Source organism: bacterium (assembly GCA_024228115.1).
GTDB lineage: Bacteria > Myxococcota_A > UBA9160 > UBA9160 > UBA6930.
The window spans coordinates 1-3,249 of sequence record JAAETT010000156.1; the positions used below are offsets into that span (position 1 = coordinate 1).

Below are 3,249 nucleotides of genomic sequence, written 5' to 3' on the forward strand. Positions count from 1 at the left end.
AAGCACACTCCGCATTCGCGCCACGGAATGGGCATCGACCACCCAAAACGAGATCCGTCAGCGTCAATCGCCGCGCGGCACGCTGAAACATTGGAAAGCCAGCTTCTCAGCCAACTTTCGTGCATAGTTCAGGCTAGGTGGTGTGAGACCCGGGCAGAATGCTCACAGCTCCTGTGAACGGAGATGTCACTCAGTCCAGGCAGAAACCAGACTGGTGTCACCAACAGCATCTCTTCTCGTGTGGACGCCCTGCCGATTCTCGCCGGACTCTCGCCACTTGCGGAACGTTAGTCAGACCAGGCAGCCTGTCCCGACCGGGCATAGTTCTCAGCGTGGGCTAGGCCCTGCAGGCCGACAAGGGGATGCGCTCCATCCTCCACCGCCAACCTGTTGGCCCGGCATGCTTGTCATGCCTTGATTCTCAGTCGCCTGCACGCGAGAATGGCCGCCGCCATGGCCCGCCTCCTGATTTCTCCTCTTCTTCTCCTTCTGCTGCTGCTGGGCTGTACCTACATTCGGCGGGCACCGCTTTCCAGCTTCACGCTCGTCTCTGAGCGTGTCCGTCCAAACACGGAAGCCGTCGCGTTCAACCTCACGCGGTCGCAGTGTGAGAGGCCGGCGGGCTTGGCCGCCCTCGCGCGGGTCGACGTCCTCGAGTGCGCCCGAGGGCACGACGTGCGTTCCCTGTAGCCGTCCGGTCACGGCGAGGGGCAGAGGGACTGGCGGGTCCTGCCGCTCAGCTTCTTCGGCGCCCCCCGATCAGACAGAGTCCGGCGGCGCCGAGGAGCATGGTCAGCGAAGGCTCGGGCACCAGCAGCTCGATCGTCGGATCGAGCCAGAACGACCAATCGTTGTTGATCTCGCCCGCTGAGGAGGTCACGAGCGTCAAGAACCGCTGGCCGGGCAAGATGTTGATGCTGCCAAGAGCGCTCGTGGTGTTGGACTGGTTCGGACCGATCGTCGTCGAGCCCGCAAGACTGCCGTCCAGGAACGCGTAGTAGTCCACCAGGCCGCCCGCGTTCGTCCCCATCGCTGCGGTCAAGCTTGCGGAGGTCACCTGCAATCCGGGGTTCGCCGCCTCGATGGCGTCGAGGTCGAAGGTGATGCCCTTGTTGGCGTGGGCACCGAGCACCGTGCCCGTCAGGGTCGTCGAGACCAGGGCGTTGTCGCCGTTCCAGGGATGGTCCCAGGTGTGGTTGGGATCGAAGCCCCCGAAACCCGTGGAGTCCGAGATCCCGGTTGCCGTCGTACCCGTGGACGAGACAGCGATGACCGCCGTTCCCCCGGCGCCTCCGTCGGGCACGAACACACCATCGACGAAGGCGTTTCCGGCGGCGGTCACGTACGTATTCGTCGGCGCGGAGAGCTCGTTCGAATGACCCGTCGTTGCGGCACCGGTAGTCAGGTTGATTCCGGAATCGGCGGTCCCGGTGCCGGTCCCGTCCCCTCCGCCCACCATGTCGGCGAGATCGAGCGTCAGGGAGCCAGCTCCGCTCGCTGTCAACATGAAGGTCAGGAGTGCAAGGAGGCTCATCCGGGGGCCGGTAATCGAGAGCAACATCATCCATTCCTTTCCTGAGGAAGCGCAACAAAAAAGGGAAGGAGAACCGCCGGATGGCGGTCCCCTTCCCTGCGAAAGATCGAAGAGCTGCTAGCAGTCTAACTTGACGCCTTCGCAGATCCCGATCCGGAACGTCTATTTCCTCCTCTGCTATGCATGGAATCGGCTAGCCGAGGGTGAAGTGGTCGATGTCTCAGGGATCGAGTCGGCTGAGCTGGTGGATCTCTTTGCTTCGGTACTTGTTTCTGGAGTGCGCCACGTACAGCGGCGTGGCCTACAACGCGGCTACGACGAAGCCACTGAGGAGCTTCGATCGATACGAGGCCGAATAGAGATCGCATCTTCGGCGCGCCGCTTCTTGCCGGTTCACGGGCGGGCGATCTGCACCTATGACGAACTGACGCCGAACACACCGGCAAACCAGATCATCCGGGAGACACTTCGGAGGTTGGCCCTCGTGGAGAGCGTTGATCCCGACTTGAAGCACCTTGTGAACGGTTCATACCAGAGTCTAAACGGCATCGAGAGAACTCGGCTCTCCAGGCTGGCTTTCCGGCAGATTCAACTTCATGGAAACGCGCGCTTCTACAGGTTCCTTCTCAGCATCTGCGAATTGGTCGCAGGTTCGCTCCTCGTGGATGAGCGATCTGGCTCCTACCGTTTTCGGGACTTTAGGAGAGAACCGAAGCAGATGGCACGACTGTTCGAGAGCTTCATACTGAACTTCCTTCGCGTCAGACGCGCCGACCTCGACGTCCGAAAGGAGAAGATCTCGTGGGAGGTCGATCACGCGATCGAAGAGTCACGTGAATTCCTGCCATCGATGGAGATGGATATTTCCATTCGCGGGGGAGGTCGCACACTGATTATTGAGGCGAAGTACTACCAGCAGGCCCTAGCCAGCTACTTTGACTCAAAGAAGATCCGCTCCGGCCACCTGTATCAGTTGTTCTCGTACCTGAAAAACATGGAAGCAAGAGGCGGACCGGATGCCACTGCTGAGGGCATGATCCTCTATCCGACGGTGGATGAGGATCTTGCGCTGGAGTACCAGATTCAGGGCCACCGGATTCGGGTGTGCACATTGGATCTTTCCCAGGAGTGGCCTGGGATCGAGGAGAAGTTGATGGAGTTGGTGGCGGACGCGGGGTTGTGACGCTGCACCGGGTTCTACCCGTTTTCCATTTCGATCGGGCGAGCCGGATATGTTGAGCAGACGCCACGCGGAAGAAGGGGGCACCCCCCCTTCCGGTTCTATAGGGTTCCTAGACCATTGAACGATGTGAAGTCTTGGTTCGACTGATCGAGGCTGAGAACAAGTTCCGTACTGCTGTCAATCCGCTCTAATCGGCATTCCCTGGACGAAAGACTGTAAACACGTACCCAGGGTGGGATCGAGGAGAAGCCCAGCCGAGAAACAGCGAATACCGTCGTTTTCGAGCCTCAGAGGGGCTCGGGATGTTCAGTTGGCCGTCGCCAAGCACCCGGATGTCCTGCGAAAATCAGCCGCGTAGGCTCTTATCCAACCCCAACGTACTACCTCCGACTCTGTAAGCGGTCAGACATCGACGTTCTTCCCCGGCTCGCCGTCACGATGTAGACCCACCGCATGACAATCCAGAAGGAGGCGGCGTGCGGGTGCAAGCGAACGGCAAGGTGAGACGGTCGAGCGAAGAGTGGCGGGAGAT

General features: G+C 60.4%; 3 protein-coding genes. 2 read left to right on the top strand and 1 reads right to left on the bottom strand.

Translation table 11 applies throughout. The features are described from left to right. Positions 1–453 precede the first annotated feature (453 nt). A complete protein-coding gene (locus tag GY937_07835) occupies positions 454–690 on the top strand; it encodes a hypothetical protein (GenBank protein ID MCP5056627.1) in 237 nt (78 codons plus the stop codon). 46 nt (positions 691–736) lie between these two features. On the opposite strand, the gene GY937_07840 is transcribed toward GY937_07835, so the two are convergent. Next, positions 737–1,564: a hypothetical protein gene (locus GY937_07840; GenBank protein MCP5056628.1), complete on the bottom strand. Its 828-nt coding sequence runs from the start codon at positions 1,562–1,564 to the stop codon at positions 737–739. A 100-nt stretch (positions 1,565–1,664) separates the two neighbouring features. Between GY937_07840 and mcrC the strand changes: the two genes are divergently transcribed. Beyond that, positions 1,665–2,717 carry a 5-methylcytosine-specific restriction endonuclease system specificity protein McrC gene (gene mcrC / locus GY937_07845; GenBank protein ID MCP5056629.1) on the top strand — a complete coding sequence of 351 codons (1,053 nt, stop codon included), beginning with the start codon at positions 1,665–1,667 and terminating at the stop codon, positions 2,715–2,717. Positions 2,718–3,249 lie beyond the last annotated feature (532 nt).